The organism is Streptomyces bottropensis ATCC 25435 (genome assembly GCF_000383595.1).
Taxonomy (GTDB): Bacteria; Actinomycetota; Actinomycetes; order Streptomycetales; family Streptomycetaceae; genus Streptomyces; species Streptomyces bottropensis.
Map to the genome: position 1 here is coordinate 4,391,711 of NZ_KB911581.1, position 16,107 is coordinate 4,407,817.

13 protein-coding genes and 2 pseudogenes are annotated in these 16,107 nt (G+C 73.2%); 8 read left to right on the forward strand and 7 right to left on the reverse strand.

Annotation, left to right across the window (positions count from 1 at the left end):
• Positions 1-12: 12 nt before the first annotated feature.
• From STRBO_RS0119370 to STRBO_RS0119390, 5 genes are all read right to left on the reverse strand, one after another.
• Positions 13-1,521, reverse strand: a complete 1,509-nt coding sequence (locus STRBO_RS0119370; RefSeq protein WP_237547502.1) for an alpha/beta hydrolase — start codon at positions 1,519-1,521, stop codon at positions 13-15.
• A 96-nt stretch (positions 1,522-1,617) separates the two neighbouring features.
• Positions 1,618-4,059 (reverse strand): right-handed parallel beta-helix repeat-containing protein, encoded by a 2,442-nt coding sequence (locus STRBO_RS0119375; RefSeq protein WP_005474739.1) that lies wholly within the window; start codon positions 4,057-4,059, stop codon positions 1,618-1,620.
• Between the two features lie 115 nt (positions 4,060-4,174).
• Positions 4,175-4,798, reverse strand: a complete 624-nt coding sequence (locus tag STRBO_RS0119380) for an Rv1733c family protein (protein ID WP_005474738.1) — start codon at positions 4,796-4,798, stop codon at positions 4,175-4,177.
• Between the two features lie 252 nt (positions 4,799-5,050).
• On the reverse strand, positions 5,051-5,878 hold the full coding sequence (locus tag STRBO_RS0119385; protein ID WP_005474732.1) for an MOSC domain-containing protein: 828 nt from the start codon (positions 5,876-5,878) through the stop codon (positions 5,051-5,053).
• A 54-nt stretch (positions 5,879-5,932) separates the two neighbouring features.
• Positions 5,933-6,370, reverse strand: a complete 438-nt coding sequence (locus STRBO_RS0119390; RefSeq protein ID WP_005474730.1) for a DUF6643 family protein — start codon at positions 6,368-6,370, stop codon at positions 5,933-5,935.
• A 317-nt stretch (positions 6,371-6,687) separates the two neighbouring features.
• Here STRBO_RS0119390 and STRBO_RS0119395 point away from each other — a divergent pair, with 317 nt between their 5' ends.
• A complete protein-coding gene (locus tag STRBO_RS0119395; protein WP_028796750.1) occupies positions 6,688-7,971 on the forward strand; it encodes a TerD family protein in 1,284 nt (427 codons plus the stop codon).
• Between the two features lie 45 nt (positions 7,972-8,016).
• On the opposite strand, the gene STRBO_RS0119400 is transcribed toward STRBO_RS0119395, so the two are convergent.
• A complete protein-coding gene (locus STRBO_RS0119400; RefSeq protein ID WP_005474727.1) occupies positions 8,017-9,192 on the reverse strand; it encodes a glycosyltransferase in 1,176 nt (391 codons plus the stop codon).
• Positions 9,193-9,249: 57 nt separating this feature from the next.
• On the opposite strand from STRBO_RS0119400, the gene STRBO_RS0119405 reads away from it, so the two are divergent.
• Together STRBO_RS0119405 and STRBO_RS0119410 are read left to right on the forward strand one after the other, a co-directional pair.
• The gene (locus tag STRBO_RS0119405; RefSeq protein ID WP_005474726.1) at positions 9,250-10,056 is read left to right on the forward strand and encodes a glutamate racemase; all 807 of its coding nucleotides are present in this window, start codon (positions 9,250-9,252) and stop codon (positions 10,054-10,056) included.
• Between the two features lie 50 nt (positions 10,057-10,106).
• A complete protein-coding gene (locus tag STRBO_RS0119410) occupies positions 10,107-10,661 on the forward strand; it encodes a hypothetical protein (RefSeq protein WP_020114631.1) in 555 nt (184 codons plus the stop codon).
• A 36-nt stretch (positions 10,662-10,697) separates the two neighbouring features.
• Here the strand turns inward: STRBO_RS0119410 and STRBO_RS0119415 are convergent, their stop codons facing one another.
• Positions 10,698-11,765, reverse strand: a complete 1,068-nt coding sequence (locus tag STRBO_RS0119415; RefSeq protein ID WP_237547501.1) for an O-antigen ligase family protein — start codon at positions 11,763-11,765, stop codon at positions 10,698-10,700.
• Between the two features lie 214 nt (positions 11,766-11,979).
• On the opposite strand from STRBO_RS0119415, the gene lnt reads away from it, so the two are divergent.
• The 5 genes and pseudogenes from lnt to STRBO_RS45925 all read left to right on the forward strand — a co-directional run.
• Positions 11,980-13,593 (forward strand): apolipoprotein N-acyltransferase, encoded by a 1,614-nt coding sequence (lnt, locus tag STRBO_RS0119420; RefSeq protein ID WP_005474722.1) that lies wholly within the window; start codon positions 11,980-11,982, stop codon positions 13,591-13,593.
• Positions 13,594-13,660: 67 nt separating this feature from the next.
• Complete coding sequence (locus tag STRBO_RS0119425; protein WP_005474721.1) at positions 13,661-14,134, forward strand: NUDIX hydrolase; 474 nt, start codon at positions 13,661-13,663, stop codon at positions 14,132-14,134.
• A gap of 244 nt (positions 14,135-14,378) precedes the next feature.
• Positions 14,379-15,192 (forward strand): annotated as a pseudogene (locus tag STRBO_RS41735) (acyl-CoA dehydrogenase family protein); the annotation flags it as partial.
• A gap of 120 nt (positions 15,193-15,312) precedes the next feature.
• A complete protein-coding gene (locus STRBO_RS0119445) occupies positions 15,313-15,894 on the forward strand; it encodes a TetR/AcrR family transcriptional regulator (protein ID WP_005474718.1) in 582 nt (193 codons plus the stop codon).
• A 37-nt stretch (positions 15,895-15,931) separates the two neighbouring features.
• A pseudogene (locus tag STRBO_RS45925) lies at positions 15,932-16,090 on the forward strand (ion transporter); the annotation flags it as partial.
• Positions 16,091-16,107 lie beyond the last annotated feature (17 nt).

The following is a 16,107-nucleotide window of genomic DNA, read 5'->3' on the forward strand; positions in this document are numbered from 1 at the left end:
GCCGGGCCCGGATCACTCGTCCGGACAGGAGACATCCCGCCGGGGCCGCTGTCCCGTGCGGAGGAAGGCGGTCACCGCGCGGTCGCCGCACGCGTTGCCCGTTCCCAGATACGAGCCGTGCCCGCCGCTCTCCACCGTGACGAGCCGGGCCCGCTCGCCCAGCGCGGCCCGCAGCTTCAGGGCGCCGGAGTAGGGGGTGGCCGGGTCCCGCCGGTTCTGGACCATCAGGATGTTGGACGGTCCTCGGTCGGTGATCCGGGTCGGCCGCTCCGTCGGGCGGCCCTTCCAGAAGGAACACGCCGTGATGTTCACCGGCATCCCGGCCGTGAGCGGATACCGCGTGCGGCTGTCGGCCACCGCCCGCGCGTGCCCGGCCACCGACCTCGGCCAGCGCACGTCGTTGCAGATCACCGCCATGATCACCGCCGCTTCCTCGTCGCTCAGCGGTCCGGCCACGTCGGGCGGCAGGACCGGCGTCGCCTTCGGGTCCCGCACCTGCCGGAGGAGCCGGGCCAGGTCGTCGAACGAGTCGTCGGAGTACAGGGCGTTCTGCATCACCTGCCGCAGCCGGTTGCCGGTCAGGGGGACGCCCTCGGTGGTCGTCTCCCTGGGCGCACGGTCCAGGTCGGCCGCCAGGGAAAGGAACAACGGCCGTACGTCCCCCGGGCGTTCGGCGAGCCGCAGGCCCGTCGGCTCCTGGGCCGGGTCGGAGGCGAAGGCCGCGAAGTCCGGGAACCGGTCCTCCGCGCCCCGCGCCATGTTCGCCAGCCACCCCCGCGCGACCCGCCGGGGATCGGGGTCGTCATTGCTGTCCAGCACCAGGCGGTCGATCCGCTCCGGGTACTTCTGGGCGTAGACGGCACCCACATAGGTGCCGTACGACACTCCGTACGCCGACAGCCGCTCCTCGCCCAGCGCCTGCCGGAGGCGCTCGATGTCCCGTACCTCGTTGGCGGTACTGAGGCTGCGCAGCACCGCGCCGCCGTTCGTCGCGCAGGCCTCGGCGATACGCCGGGAGCGGGCCACGTTCTCGGCGATGCCGCCGTCGGCCGCCGGCCAGGACCGCATGGTCACCAGATGCCGGTCGTCGGCGGAGAGCCCACAGCTCGCCCGCGTGCTGCCGCCCGTGCCGCGCGGGTCCAGTCCGACGATGTCGTAGGTGTCGCCGAGTTCCCGCCGCAGCGCCTCTCCCTTCTGCGTGAGCCGCCTGACACCCGAGCCGCCCGGCCCGCCCGGGATCACCAGGAGGGTGCCGCGCCGTGCCTCGGGGTTCTCGGCCCGTAACCGGGAGACGGCGAGGGTGAGGTGCGGGCCGTCCGGGTCCCGGTGGTCGATCGGTACGGGCAGGTGCGCGCACTCCTGCCCGGCCGGGCCGTCGGGCCGTTCGCAGGGGCGCCAGGTGAGGGCGGGGGAGGAGGGGGCCGTGGTGGCGGACGCCGGGCCGGTGACGCCGGTCAGCGCGGTCGCGGTCGCCGCGACGGAGAGGGTCAGGACCAGGGTTCGTCGGGTGCGTGTTCTCATGGGGATCATGCTGTCCGCCCGATCAGTCCGGTTCCATCCGGCGGACAGCATCCCCGTGGTGGGGCTTTCCCCCGGGGGCACGCCCCCCGACACCCGCTACGGCAGCTCCGGCAGGTCCTCCGCGTAGAGCAAGGTCAGGTCGTCCTTGTCCGGATCGTCGACCTGGGCCACCCGGCTCGCGTGTCGCTCGACCATCGCCTCGAAGGTCTGCCGGGCGGTACGGCCGTTGCCGAAGGCCGGGCCCTTGGGGAGCACGGTGAAGTAGTCGAGCAGGGCCTCGCCCGCGCCCGGCGCCAGCCGGTACTCGTGCTCCTCGGCCTGCTGCTCCACGATGCGCAGCAGCTCGTCGGGGACGTAGTCGTCGAAGGTGATGGTGCGGGAGAAGCGGGAGGCGACACCGGGGTTGACGGTGAGGAAGCGCTCCATCTCGGCCGTGTAGCCCGCGACGATCACGACCACCGAGTCCCGGTGGTCCTCCATCAGCTTCACCAGCGTGTCGATGGCCTCCTTGCCGAAGTCCCTCCCCGAGTCCTCCGGCGACAGCGCGTACGCCTCGTCGATGAACAGCACACCGCCGTGCGCCCGTTGGAAGGCCTCCTGGGTGCGGATCGCGGTGGAGCCGATGTGCTCGCCGACCAGGTCCACGCGGGACACCTCGACGAGATGCCCCTTGTCCAGGACACCGAGCGAGGCCAGGATCTCGCCGTAGAGACGGGCGACCGTGGTCTTGCCGGTGCCGGGGGAGCCCGTGAACACCAGATGCCGTTTGACGGAGGCCGCCTTGAGACCGGCCTGCTGGCGGCGGCGGCCGACCTCGATCATGTCGGTGAGGGCGCGGACCTCGCGCTTGACGCTGTCCAGGCCGACCAGCGCGTCCAGTTCACCGAGCACGGCCTTGGAGGCCCGCACCGGTGTCTCGGGCTCCATGACGGCAGGAATGACGGCCGGCGGCTGCTCGGAGGTGCGCTGACCGGGGATCGAGCCCAGCAGCCCGGCCGACGGGGCCGTGGTCTGCGTGGCGGTCTCCTGTGCGGCCGGGGGGCGGACCCCCGCGCTCTCGTCGCTGGTGCAGTCCTCGACCACCGGACCGCCGCCCGCGGTCGCGGGACCGCCCTCCGCGAACTCGTAGCCGCCGCGCGCGCAGCGCTCCGTACGGCACTTGCGCAGTGTGGCCCGGCAGCCGTCGATGATGTGGAAGCCGTAGCCGCCGCTGCCGGTCACCCGGCAGTTGAGGAAGCTGCCGCGGCCCCCGGCCGAGACGTAGAAGCCCGCCTCGGCGGGTGAGGTGACGGTGCAGCGCTCGATGGTCGGGTCGGCGCCCTTGGTGACGATCACGCCGGTCTGGGTGCCGTCGACGGTGCAGTTGTTGAGGGTGCCGCCGCTGCCGTGGTCGCGGAACCAGGCGCCCGTGGCGGCGTCCCGGATCCGGCAGTCGTCGAGCTGCGCGGTCGCTCCGTCGCTCACCGACACCGCGGTGTTCCGCACCTGCGACAGATCGCTGTCGACGACGTCCGCGCGCGAGCCCCGGTCCAGCACGAACAGCGCGTCCGGCACGTCGTGCACGCGGCAGGACTCCAGTACCGCCGTCGCGCCGTCGCTGACCCAGACGGCCGGGTAGTCGCCGGTGCTGTCGAAGATCTCGCACTGGTTGGCGTCCACGCGGGTGCCCGGGTCCCACACCGACAGTCCGTTGCGCCCGAACTGCCGTACCGAGGTGCGCGTCAGGGTGAGGACGGAGCGCGAGCGGAGGTCCACCGCGTTCTCCGGGATGTCGTGGATCCGGCAGTCCGCGAGGGTGAGCACGGCGTCCGTGTCGAGGGTGATCCCGTCGGCCGTCGTACGGTGCACATCGCAGTCGGTGAGGTGGGCCGTGGCCCGGCCGGTGATCTGCACGCCGCTGCCGCGGACCTCGTAGACCTCGCAACCGACGGCCTCCAGCGCGGAGTTCTCTCCGGTCGCCGTCAGACCGGAGCCCGAGGTGTGGTGCACCCGGCAGCGCTCCAGACGCGGGTGGCCGCCACCGCGCACCGCGACGCCGGCCTGGCCGGCCGCGACGACCTCGCACTCCTCGAACACGCCACCGCCGCCGTCGACCACGGCGATGCCGATACCGGCCGGGTTGTCGACCGTGCAGCGCCGGACCGTGGGGCGGGCACCGCCGCGCACCTCTATGCCGGCCGCGGAGCGGGTGACGATCCGCAGGTCCAGAAGCTCGGGTGTGCCGTCCTCGACGAGGAGTGCGGGGGCCGCCGCGTCCTGGCCCTCCACATGCAGGTCCTGCACGACGGCCGAGGCGGACACCGTCAGCGGCACCCCGTCCACGGGCGCGATGCGGACCGAGCCCGGCGAGCCCTCCGGGCCGCGCAGCGTGATCCCGCGCCGCACGACGAGGTTCTCCCGGTACGTGCCGGGAGCGACGACGAGCACGTCGCCGTCGCTCGCGGCCTCCAGGGCTGCGGCGAGCGATGCGTACTCACCCGTGCGGCGCCGCCACCGCGATGTACCGGTGTGCGTCACCTGGACCGTGCCCTGTGCCATGGCGTTGCTGTGCCCCCACCTCGTGGAACGCGGGTCGATGCCGAACAGTTCGGCTGCTTGGTCGGTCCACCGTAGCGTGCGCGGGCAGGGGGAGTTGACCGGAGTGGGAAGGCCGTCAGCTGCCCGTGCCCGTCCTGCCCCAGTCCGGCCCCGCCTTGTCCCATGCCTGGTCCCAACGGGCGTAGCGGCGGCGGACCATGCGCCAGACGATCAGGCGTCTGGCGCCCTCGAAGAGCCCCGCGGCGAGCACGGTGGCGCCGAAGCCGGCCAGCACCGCGTGGGTCGTCGCGGTGGCCGTGTCCAGGGGGCGGCCGACGATGCGGCCCCGGCCGTCGGTCCACAGCGTGAAGTGGTCGCCGGGCCGGGGGGTCCTGAGATTGGCCATGACCGTGCCGTGCCGGTCGGTGCCGTCCGGGCCGGTCCAGTCGGCGACCACGCGGCTGAGCCGGTCGCGGGTCGTGGAGGTCTCCGGATCGGGGTCCAGCGGAGAGCCGTCGACCTTCTTGACGACGGTGGCCGTCACCCGGTGCCGGCTCTGCTGCTGGTCGCGCACGGACTGCTGCAGAGCCCCCTGCGCGGTGGTGCCGGCGGCGGCGCCGATGAGGGGAGCGGCGACGACGATCAGCAGAAGGGCCGCGAACGCCAGCCAGGCCTCGACCAGATCGGTCGTCCGCCGCAGCGGATTGTGCCGCCAGCGCCACAGCCCGACGAACGCCCGTAGTCCACCGATTGCCCGCACCGCGCCACACCCCCTTCCGCGTCCGTGATAACCCGGGGCCGAGCCGTCCACGCGCGGTCCCGGCCAAGAGAGAGCGACATCACCCTCCCACCGGGCCTTCTCATGAACTTCTCACAAACACCCAACGGACGGACCCGGGGCGGGTGTTCCCTACACGTGAACCGAATCGTAGGAGATTGAATTTTCAAGAGGAGAGGGGGTGTCGACCGCCGCCGAAGTTCGACAAGGCCCGTTCCGCAAGAAGGGAACTGCCTATTCGAGTACCCGTACCGGATCGCCGATCCGTACGGTGCCGCCGGATTCCGGAACGAGGTTCTGCCCGAAGACCAGCTGGTCGCCGAACCGGCGGTGGCGGGCGAGGGTCCGCAGTGGTTCGCGGCCGCGCTCGCCGGTGTCCTGGTCGGTGGTGGTCACCACGCACCGCCCGCACATCTTGGCGACCCGGAAGGTCACCTCGCCGATCGCGACGCGCCGCCAGTCGTCCTCGGCCCAGGCGTCCGAGCCGTCGACGACCACGTTCGGCCGGAAGCGGCTCATGGGGAGCGGGCCCTCGTCGGGGTGGTCGCCCCGTGCGACCAGCGCGTTGAGCGCGTCCAGCGAGGCGAGGGTGGTGAGCAGCAGCGGGTAGCCGTCGGCGAAGCTGACGGTCTCGCCGGGGCGGGCGTACTCGGGGTCGAGCGGGCGGCGGGTCGCCGGGTCGTCGAGGTGCACGAGCCGTACGGGCACGCCCAGGTGGTCGCTGAACCAGGCGTGCGCCGCCGCGTGGGCGGGCACCGCCTCCACCTTGTCCCGCCAGATCTCCACGGTCACCGTGCCGCCGGTGGGCTCGGGCACGGGGACGGTGAGCGCCGCGCGGCCGGACGCGGACAGCAGGAGACCGCCGCCGGGCAGCAGCCCGGCGGCGGCCAACGTCATGCGCGGATGCGGACGTTGAGTGATGACCTTGCCCGAGCCGTCGACCAGCACCCAGCGACGGTCGCCCGCCAGCCCCCAGGGCTCCACGACGGCCTCCTCGGGGGCGAAGCCCCGGGCCGCCTTCAGCGGGTGGACGTGGATCGAGTGCAGCGACGGATTCCCCATGGGGTCATCCTGCCAGCAGACCGTGACAACCCCACGCGAAGCGTTCCAAGTGCCTCAGTACCCCCGGTACTGCTGTCCGTTGTAGGGATCCTGCTGGTACGGGGCCGACGGGGCCGGGCGCGGAGCCGCCGGGCGCATGGCCTCGTATCCGGCCATGGGCCGTTGCTGTTGCTGCTGCGGCTGGGCGCCCGGATAGCCGCGCGGACCCGCGACCTGCTGCGGGATGTACGCGTTCGGTGCCTGCTGCAGCGGCGAGGGCTGCTGAGCCTGCGGATAGCCGTAGGCGGACTGGGAGGGACCCGCCGGCAGCGCGGGCAGCGCCGACGGCAGTGCGGGCAGGTTGCTGCCCGGGGTGTCGTACTGCGCGGGTACCCGGATCGGGGCGATCTGAGGAGTTCCCCGCTCGGCGACGAGAGAGTCGTAGATCGGGGTGTCCGCGAAGGACGAGGCGGAGTAGTAACCGCCGCCGTAGGTGGAGCGGGGGGAGGTCATGGCACATAAGTTAAGCCCACGATGTGCTGGTTGGGGAGACCGATAAGAGGGTTGTTTTCCGTGTCGGCAGTGACGCTGGCCCCCCAATGCGAGCGAACTCGGCGAAAAAGGGCAGCAAAGCGCGTACTGATCGTGTAAAGGGCGAGTTCCTCGCGGGTTACCGGCGATTGGTCACCGGTCTTTCGGTACGGGTTCTGGGGGTTCCGGGCCCCGGGGGAATAGGTTTGGGCCCCACAACGGATCCGGCCGGATCCGACGGTCCGCGTGGGACGCGGCCTGGTGACGACCTTCTGGATGACCTTCTGATGGGGGCGGACATGTCAATGCCGAAAGGATCGAACGTCGCGGTGCCGACGACCGCGCTGCGCGTGGAACTGGGCCGGCGCTCCGGGCCGGGTGTACCCGACACGGACGCCTCGGCGCTGTTGCTCGTCGGCGGAAAGGTGCGTTCGGACGCCGACTTCGTCTTCTACAACCAGCCCGCGCACTCCTCAGGCGCGGTCCGGCACGAGGGCAAGCGGGACGTCGGCGGCCAGGTGACCGAGTCGCTCGTCGTCGACCTCGCGCGCGTGGAGCCCGCCGTCGAGACCGTAGTGGTGGCCGCCTCCGCGGACGGTGGCACCTTCGGACAGGTGCCCGGGCTCCACATCCGGGTGCTCGACGAGCGGGCGGGCACCGAGATCGCGCGCTACGACAGCGCGGACGCCGGCGCCGAAACCGCTTTCGTCCTCGGGGAGTTCTACCGCAGACAGGGCGCCTGGAAGTTCCGCGCCGTGGGCCAGGGCTACAGCAGCGGACTGCAGGGGCTCGCCACCGACTTCGGCATCACCGTGGACGAACCGCAGCAGGCGGCGGCCCCCGCTCCCGTGGCCGCGCCCGTCGCTCCTCCCGTCACCGTGCCGCCGCCGGTGACGACCGCCCCGCCCCCGCCGCCCGCCCCTCCCGCTGCGCCGCCCGCCCCGGTCCGCCTCACCAAGGTGACGCTCACCAAGGAGGCCCCGGCGGTCTCCCTGGCCAAGCAGGGCGGCACCTCCGGCGCCCTGCGCGTGAACCTCAACTGGGAGGTGCGCAAGCAGTTCAAGGGGTGGGGCAGCAAACTGGGCCGGGCCGTCGCCATGCACGCGGACCTCGACCTCGACCTGTGCGCCCTGTTCGAACTGTCCGACGGCAGCAAGGGCGTCGTCCAGGCGCTCGGCAACGCCTTCGGGTCGCTGCATCAGCCGCCCTTCATCCACCTGGACGGCGACGACCGCACCGGCGCCGTCAGCAGCGGCGAGAACCTCACCGTCAGCCTCGACCACAAGCAGTACTTCCGGCGCATCCTCATCTTCGTCACCATCTACGAGGGCGCCCGCTCCTTCGCCGACCTGCACGCGACGGTGACCCTCCAGCCGCAGCACGGCGCACCCATCGACTTCTCCCTCGACGAGTGCACGGTCCCCTCCACCGTCTGCGCGCTCGCCCTCATCACCCACCAGGGCGGCGACCTCATCGTCCAGCGCGAGGCCCGCTACCTCGTCCCCGAACGCGGGGTGAGCCCGCAGCGTACGGTCGACTACGCCTATGGGTGGGGGATGAACTGGACCCCGGGCAGGAAATAGCTCCCATCGCGCCCCTCCCATAAGAGGAGGGGCACGGACCGGGGGCTAGCCCTCGTCCGGCACCGCGTCCGGTCGCGCGTAGGTGCGGCCCTTCCAGGCCGCGCCGCGTCCCTGGTAGTGCCGCACCGCCGAGTCCACCGTCATCAGCAGATACAGCGAGGCGGTGAACGGCAGTAGCGGTGCGAGCCGCAGGGGCTGACCGTAATAACGGAGCATCGGCAGGTACGTCGCCGTCATCAGCAGCCAGGCGAGCCCGCCGAGGAGCGCCGCGGCCGGGTCCCGGGCGAGCACGCCCGTCAGGAGCGCCACGGGCGGCACGAGGTACACGAGGGTGAGGCCGAGGACCGTGCCGGCCAGCAGCAGCGGGTTGTGCAGGAGCTGGGCGTAGGCGCTGCGCGCGATCATGTGCCACAGGTCGTGCAGCCGGGGGTAGGGCCGCACGCTGTCGACCCGCTCCGCCAGCCCCAGCCAGATGCGGCCGCCGCTCCGCTTGACCGCCCTGGCCAGGGCCACGTCGTCGATGACCGCCTGCCGGATCGCGTCCGGGATCCGCGCCCGCTCGGCGGCCTCGGCGCTCAGCAGCACACAGCCACCCGCCGCCGCCGCCGTGCGCGAACCCCGTACGCCGATCCACCGGAACGGATACAGCTGGGCGAAGAAGTAGACGAAGGCCGGCACGACGAGCCGTTCCCATGGGCTCTCGGCGCGCAGCCGGGCCATCTGGGAGACGAGGTCGAAGCCGCCGGTGCGCGCGGCCGCCACCAGGGCGCGCAGGCTGTCCGGCCGATGCGCGATGTCCGCGTCCGTCAGCAGCAGGAACTCCGGCCCTCGCGCGCGTGCCAGCTCCATCCCGTGGCGCACGGCCCAGAGCTTGCCCGTCCAGCCGGCGGGCGGCTCCCCGGGCGAGGACACCGTCAGGGCCGGTCCGCCGTGGCGTCGGGCCAGGTCGCGGGCCAGGTCACCGGTGCCGTCCGAGCTGCCGTCGTCCACCAGGAAGATCTCCGCCCGGCCGGGGTAGTCCTGGGCCAGCAGCGACGGCAGGCTCTCGGGCAGCACGGCAGCCTCGTCGCGGGCGGGGACGACGACGCAGACGTAAGGCCAGTCGTCGGGGTCCCGGCGGGGTGGCAGACGGACGTCCGTGCGCCAGAAGAAGCCCTGGCCGAGCAGCAGCCACAACCAGGCGGCGAGTGATCCGGCGGCGGTCCACGCGATGGCGCTCACGTCCGCAGTCTGCCCCACGGCGGCGGCCGTACCGAGGCCATCGTCTATCGTGGCCGGGTGAAGATCGCGCTCATGGACTCCGGTATCGGTCTGCTCCCCGCCGCCGCCGCGGTACGGCGGCTGCGGCCCGACGCGGATCTCGTGATCTCCTCCGACCCCGACGGCATGCCCTGGGGCCCGCGCACTCCGCAGGACCTCACCGAGCGCGCCCTCGCCGTCGCGGCGGCCGCCGCCGCGCACACGCCCGACGCCCTGATCGTCGGCTGCAACACCGCGTCCGTGCACGCCCTGCCCGCCCTGCGCGCTCTGCTCGAACCCGGCCTGCCGGTCATCGGCACCGTCCCGGCGATCAAGCCCGCCGCGTCCGGCGGCGGTCCCTTCACCATCTGGGCCACGCCCGCCACCACCGGCAGCCCTTACCAGCGCGGCCTCATCGAGGAGTTCGCCGGCGGCGTGGCGGTCACCGAAGTGCCCTGCTGGGGCCTGGCCGAAGCGGTGGAGCACGCGGACGACGCGGCGATCGACGCCGCGATCGCCGCGGCCGCCGCCCTCACGCCCGAGGACGTGACGACCGTCGTCCTGGGGTGCACCCATTACGAACTGGTCGCCGAACGCATTCGCGCCGCCGTCCAGCAGCCCGGCCGGCCGCCGCTGGTCCTGCACGGTTCCGCCGACGCCGTCGCCGCGCAGGCGCTGCGCCGCATCGGCGAGCTGCCGAAGCCCGAGGCCGACTGGACCGGGGCGACGCTGACCGTCATCCTCAGCGGCCGTGAGGGCTCGCTGCCCGCCCCGGCACTGGCCTACGCGGAGGGCAGCCTGCTCCGCACGACCGCTCCCGTGCCGGCCGTCCACCCGGAGCAGTGACGCTCCGCGACCAGGTGCCCGCGCTGCGGAATCTGAGTAGTCTCAAAGCCATGAGGGACCACCCCCACGGCGAGACGGGCCCCGCGGGCCCGCACCCCGAGGTCTGGACCGGCCGCGCGACCAACCGCGGTCAATGGCTGCTGGCACTCGGCGGCGCCGCCTGCATGGCACTGGGTATCGAACTCGCCGTCGACTCGGCGTGGACGTCCGGTACCGCCCCGCTCGTCATGGCGGTCGTCGGCTGCATCGCGGCCGGACTGCTCGTCCTCTTCGGCACGCTCGCCTTCGTGCACGTCTCCGTGAAGGTCGACGACGAGTGCCTGGAGGTCCGCTGCGGCCACATCGGCGTACCCCGTCGCCGCATTCCCCTGTCCCAGGTCGCCGACGCCGACTTCGCCGCCTGCGTCACCCCCCACCAGTGGGGCGGCTGGGGCTACCGCTGGCGGCCCGAGAAGGGCACCGCCGTGGTCGTACGACGGGGGGAGGCGGTGGTGCTGCGCCTCTGGGACGGCCACACCTTCACGATCACCGTGGACAACGCCGAGACGGCCGTGCGTGTCATTCGCGCCCGGCTGAGCCCGAAGGCGTCCGGCACCGCGCGCTGACGACCCTCGTCCCGGCCGCCGCTCCGCTTCGCTTCGCTAGCGGTCGTCGGGGCCGGACGAGCCGGTGCCGTCGTCCTCGTCGGTCAGGGGCCGGGCCGTCGCCATGCCCGCCAGCAGGCCCGCGCCCGCCGTCACGGTCGTGAAGCTCAGCGCGTTGCCGACCGAGGCGATCGCGGCCAGCGCGGTCAGGGCCGCGCCGGCGGTGAGGACGACCGGGGTGGAGCGCGGGGTGCGCCACAGCACGTACAGGATCCAGCCGAACACCGCGGCGAGCAGCGCGACCCCGACGAGCCCCTGTTCGGCCGCCAGCTGCAACGGCGCCGAATGAGGTTTGTCGTCGGACGGCAGCGAGAGGTCGACCGTCGGGCTCAGTTCCCCGAAACGGCCCGGTCCCGTGCCCAGCAGCGGTTCGTCGTGGGCCAGGCCGAGCGCGTCGTGCCACAGCAGGACCCGGTGCGGGGTGAGCTGCCCCTCCAGCGAATCGGTCAGTCCGGCCGGCAGCGCGTGCTCGGCGGTCGCCCAGACCGTCGCCGTCACCAGAGCCGTGGCGAGCGCCAGCCCCGCGAGCCCGAGACCCCGGTGGGGCATCCGGGCCGCCGCGAGCGAGCAGAGCAGCACCCCGACGCACGCGGCGAAGCCGGAGGTCGAGCCCAGCACGGCCGCCGTCACCGCCATGCCGCAGGCCAGCAGCCGCAGGGCCAGCCTCGGTCCGGGGGAGCGGGCCGCCCAGGCGGCACAACAGGCGGCGCCCGCGGACAGGGCCAGCAGCGCGGCCGTCGCCCCGGTGTGCCCGAGCGGCGAGATCAGCGGCGAGGCAGCCCCGGTGTGCGGGGCGGTGACCGCCAGACCGAAACCGGCCAGCGCGCCGGCGGACGGTGCCAGCACCGGCAGCAGCGCCCCGCAGATCCGGCCCGCCGCGTAGCCGGCCGCCACGGCGAGCACCGCCAGTAGCACGCCCTCCGGACGGCCGCCTCGTGCCGTCGCCGTGGTCAGCGACCAGGCGGCGCACGCCCCGAGCAGGAGCGCGCCCGTGACGTCGGAGACGTTCCGTCTCTCGTGCGCGGCCGCCGCTCCGGCAGCGGACCGCGTCCTCGTGGACCCCAACCCGTCGCCCCCCGACGCCTCGCACCTGTGCCGGGCCTCGACCGCCCGGATGTGGTCCGGCCGCACGTCAGAGGCTCGCGCACACCGTAACGGGTGATGCGCCGGTTGTGGACGAGTTGCGCAGGAACGTTGCGGCTGGGGTGCGACAAAAGCCTCACCCCGGGCGCCCGGGCCGCGCTGTCGGCGCCGGGGTGACGCGCCGTACACTCCGGGAGTGACCGTCACCGCCACTCCCGTAGAGCCGGAACAGCTCGAACCCCAGGCCGCGCCCGTCTCCCGGGTCTCCCGATGGGCCGGCCGGCTCCTCCCGGCCGCCGCCGCGGCGCTCTCCGGAGTGCTGCTCTACGTCAGCTTCCCGCCCCGGACCCTGTGGTGGCTGGCCCTGCCGGCCTTCGCGGTCTTCGGCTGGGTGCTGCGCGGACGCGGTTGGAAGGCGGGCCTCGGCCTCGGCTACCTCTTCGGTCTCGGCTTCCTGCTCCCCCTGCTGGTGTGGACCGGTGTGGAGGTGGGCCCCGGACCGTGGCTCGCGCTCGTCGTGATCGAGGCGGTGTTCGTGGCGCTCGTCGGCGCGGGTGTCGCCGCCGTGTCGAAGCTGCCGGGCTGGCCGGTGTGGGCCGCCGCGGTGTGGGTCGCCGGTGAGGCGGCACGCGCGCGTGCCCCGTTCAGCGGCTTCCCCTGGGGCAAGGTCGCCTTCGGGCAGGCGGACGGCGTCTTCCTGCCGCTGGCCGCGCTCGGCGGCACCCCCGTGCTCGGCTTCGCCGTCGTCCTGTGCGGGTTCGGCCTCTACGAAGTGGTGCGGCTGGTGGTCGACCACCGCCGGACCGGTGCGGCCCTGCGCCGGGGCACCGCGGCCGTGGCCGCGCTCTCCGTGGCCGTCCCCCTGGCCGGCGCCCTCGCGTCCCGCGCCCTGGTGAGCGACACGGCGGAGGACGGCACCGCGACCGTGGCGGTCGTCCAGGGCAACGTGCCGCGCCTGGGGCTCGACTTCAACGCCCAGCGGCGGGCCGTGCTCGACTACCACGCCAAGGAGACCGAGCGCCTGGCCGCCGACGTCCGGGCGGGCAAGGTCGCCCGGCCCGACTTCGTGCTCTGGCCGGAGAACTCCTCCGACATCGACCCCTTCGCCAACGCCGACGCCCGCGCGGTGATCGACAAGGCGGCCACCGCCATCGGCGCCCCCATCTCCGTCGGCGGTGTCGTCGAGCGGGACGGAAAGCTCTACAACGAGCAGATCCTCTGGGACCCGGCGAAGGGCCCCGTCGACACGTACGACAAGCGGCAGATCCAGCCGTTCGGCGAGTACCTTCCGCTGCGCCCGCTCATCGGCGCCATCAACGGCGAGTGGACGTCCATGGTCCGCAAGGACTTCAGCCGGGGCACCGAACCGGGCGTGTTCACCATGGACGGTGCCAAGGTCGGTCTCGTCACCTGCTACGAGGCGGCCTTCGACTGGGCCGTGCGCTCCGAGGTCACCGACGGCGCCCAGCTGATCTCGGTGCCGAGCAACAACGCGACCTTCGACCGCAGCGAGATGACCTACCAGCAGCTGGCCATGTCCCGGGTCCGCGCCGTCGAGCACAGCCGCACCGTCACCGTGCCGGTCACCAGCGGCGTCAGCGCGATCATCATGCCGGACGGCCGGATCACGCAGAAGACGGGCATGTTCGTCCCGGACTCGCTGGTCCAGAAGGTGCCGCTGCGCTCCTCGCAGACGCCCGCCACCCGCTTCGGCATCGCGCCCGAGATGCTTCTGGTGCTGGTCGCGGCCGGTGGGCTCGGCTGGGCGATCGCGGCGGGTGTGCGCGGGAGGCGCGCCGGTGGCGTGTAGCCGTACGCCTCGTGTGCGCGTGGCGGAACGGCGGGAATGAGGGAACCGGCCCGTTAGGGTCGGCTCCATGGCTACCCCTGACTTCATCCGCACACTCCGTGCATCCGCCGGCACCCAGCTGCTCTGGCTTCCCGGAGTCACCGCCCTCGTCCTCGACGACGAGGGCAGAGTGCTGCTTGGCCGTCGGTCCGACAACGGCAAGTGGTCGCTCATCGGCGGTATCCCGGACCCGGGGGAACAGCCGGCGGCCTGCGCCGTGCGGGAGGTCTACGAGGAGACTGCGGTGCGGTGCGTGGCCGAGCGGGTCGTCCTCGTCCAGGCCCTGGACCCCGTGCGGTACGACAACGGGGACGTCTGCCAGTACATGGACATCACCTTCCACTGCCGAGCCGTCGGCGGCGAGGCACGCGTCAACGACGACGAGTCCCTGGAGGTCGGCTGGTTCTCGCTGGACGCCCTGCCGGTCCTGAGCGAGTTCGCGCTGTTCCGCATCAAGCAGACGATGTCCGACACGGTCACCTGGTTCGATCCCACGGCCTGACGCCAGGTCACCGGCCTCGGCAGCAGCGCCCTGAGCAGCAGCCCGCCGGCCACGCCGGTACCGCCGCACGCCGATATGCCGTGTGCCGTCCCCCGATCGACCGTCGAGCCCGTCGATGCCCGGGCCGAGAGGGAGGCTACGGCGTGTCTCCCAGGTACGGGAACAGGGTGCGAAGGCGGTCCGGGGCGGGGGAGACGAAGACGCCGTCCGCCGTGACGGCGGGGGCCGCGGGGCCGGACCGGTCGACCTGCCCGGCGCCCATCTCGCGCGTATCGCGGGCGCGCTGGGCCGGCAGCCGGAGCTGGCCGCCGTGTACGAACCGCTGCTGACCGGCCGGGAGTACGACCCGGGCCTGGGTGTGCCCACCGGCAGGCGCGGGCTGCTCGCCGGGATGGGGATGGCCGAGAAGCAGGGCGGCAGCGACGTACGGGCCAACACCACGGCGGCGACGCCGAGTTCCGAGCCCGGGGTGTACACCCTGCGGGGGCACAAGTGGTTCACGTCGGCGCCGATGTGCGATCTGTTCCTGGTGCTGGCCCAGGCCCCGGCCGGGCTGACCTGTTTCCTGGTGCCGCGTGTCCTGCCGGACGGCAGCCGCGCTCGACGGCGCTGATGCGCAGGACGCTCGTCGAGGCGGGCCACCACGCGCGGCACCGCTCCGCCTTCGGCTCGCGGCTCCTCGACCAGCCCCTGATGCGCAACGTCCTGGCCGATCTCGCGCTGGAGTCCGAGGCGGCCACGGCGCTCACCCTGCGACTGGCGGGCGCCGCCGACCGGTCGGTGCGCGGGGACGAGGGCGAGCGGATGTTCCGCCGGCTCGCCACCGCCGTCGGCAAGTATTGGGTGACCAAGCGGGGCCCGGCGTCCGGTGCCCGCCGTCTGGTCGAGCGATGGCGCTCACCTTGCAGGCCGCCCTGCTGGTCCGGCACGCCCCGCCCGCGGTCGCCGACGCGTTCTGCGCGACCCGGCTCGGCGGCGAGTGGGGGCACACCTACGGCACGCTCCCCGGCTCCGCCGACCTGGACGCGATCCTGCGGCGAGCACCGCCGGGCGGGTGAGGGGCGCCTGGTCGCCCCGGGTGGCCGAGAAGGTCTTCGTTCCGGCCGGGAAGCGCGGTAAGGTCGCCCTAAGTCGACATCCGTCCGTCCGTGCCGGGCGGGCGTCAGGGAGGCGGGCGAGTGGCGCCGGCGAGCGAGGTGCCCCAGCGGTCCGACGCGCAGCGCAATCGCGCGCGCATCCTTGCGGTGGCACTGGCCGAGTTGTCCCGTTCCGCCGACGTGCCGCTGAGCGTGATCGCCAAGAAGGCGGGCGTGGGACAGGGCACCTTCTACCGGAACTTCCCCGACCGGGAGGCGCTCGTCCTGGAGGTTCACCGCCAGGAGGTGCAGCAACTGGTCGACGGAGCCGCCGAGTTGCTGCGAACCCTGGAGCCCGGCCGGGCTCTGCGCGCCTGGCTCGACCTCCTCGCCCGCTACGTCACGGCCAAGCCCGGCCTGGCCGACGCGCTGCGCCGGGCCACCGCCGCGGCCGGCGCCCCGGCGAAACCCGGCTACCCGCTCCTGGTCGCCGCGATCGACCTCCTGCTCAAGGCCAACCACGACGCAGGAACCATCCGCCCGGGTGTGACCGCCGACGACCTGGTCCTCGCCATCGCCGGCGTCTGGCAGCTCGACCCCCAAGGCGACTGGGAACCCCGCGCCGCCCGCCTCTTCGACCTCGTCATGCGCGGCCTGCGTACGGGGGCACCCGGCCGGAGGTGAGCGCCCGCGCACCGATACCGCGCGTGCCTCACGGTCACGCCTCGCCGAGCACGCCGTCCTGGTCGCCTTCACCGCGGAGATACTCCTGCGTGCCTGTGCGCACGCCGACCGCCCCCGCGACTTCCTCCGCGACCCGTGGAACCTGTTCGACCTGGCCGTCGTGGCCTCCGCGCTCCTCCCCTTCGCCCGCGAGAACGGCTCGTCCTCGTCAAC